General features: G+C 71.7%; 1 protein-coding gene. It reads left to right on the top strand.

Annotated elements, in window-relative coordinates; genetic code table 11:
• Positions 1-73: 73 nt before the first annotated feature.
• The coding region (locus tag D8M34_RS18915) for a hypothetical protein (RefSeq protein WP_202976289.1) at positions 74-1,021 on the top strand (948 nt) is incomplete at its 3' end.

Genomic DNA, 1,021 nt, shown 5'->3' with positions numbered 1-1,021 from the left:
ATCGGAGCGTGTGGTGGCCGGTCCCAGTGCTGGCCGGGCCGCGGGCGCTGCTGTGGCGGCGGAGGGTAGTCCGATGTTGGTGTTCGGTCGGTCTTCGATGGAGGGGTGGGTGGCCGGGAGCAGGACCGCGACGGTGATCAGCGTGCGGCCGGATGTGGTGGTCGGTGGTGTGGTGACGGTGGCGTCGCCGGGTGGGATCGCGCGGTTGCCGATGCGGGTCGTGCAGTGCCTGCCGTTGGACGAGCTGGGCGTGTTGCCGCTGGTGGCGGAGCGGGCGGGTGTGGAGCTGTCTCAGTTCACGGTGTGCCGGTCATGGGAGGCGTATGTGAAGACGCTGTCCGAACAGAGGGTGGTGTCGTTCCCGGCGCGGGTGCTGGTCCTGGAGGTGGCGGGGGAGCTGATCGGGAAGATCCCGCCGAAGAAGCGCCCGGAGCCGAAGCGCAAGCGCCAGCCCCCGGCACCACCGAAACTGAAGCCTGCGCCGACCACGCCGAAGAAGCAGGCCCCGAAGAAGAAGCAGCCGTCACCTCAGCGGGAGAAGAAGGTGAAGGCGACCTGGGTGCAGGTCGGGTTTGCGCGCGCGCCGAGCACCCCGCAGCCGGTGGTCCATCCCCGGGGCTTGGCGGCGTGGGGGCAGCGGAGTGCTGCGGTCATGGCGCGTCGGGAGCCGGGGGCGGCGGGGCGTCGTGCGCTGCCGCCGGTGGGGGTGGCAGCAGCAGTTGTGGGTGCGGGGGGCGTGGAACCCGAAGTGGCTGGTCGGGGGGCGGGTCCGGGCCGAGCGGGTGCGGGGGTGAGTGCGTTGGATCGGATCGTTCCGCTCGGGTATTGCACGGTCGATGACGGCTGCCATGACCCGCAGGTCGCGGCTGCCGCGGCCCGGGTGGTCCTCGGGTGTGCTCGGGGCCCGGAGGACGCCCGGATGCTGATCGGGATCCTGGGGATCGAGGCGGGGGTTGCTGTGCTGGTTGACCGGGGTGAGGGCGGGGGTAGAGGTCAGGGCAGGGTGGGTGCGGTGAGGATC

Origin of the sequence: Microbacterium sp. HSID17254, from assembly GCF_003989315.1 — a bacterium.
Taxonomy (GTDB): Bacteria; Actinomycetota; Actinomycetes; order Actinomycetales; family Microbacteriaceae; genus Microbacterium.
This window is presented reverse-complemented; position numbering and strand designations above follow the sequence as displayed.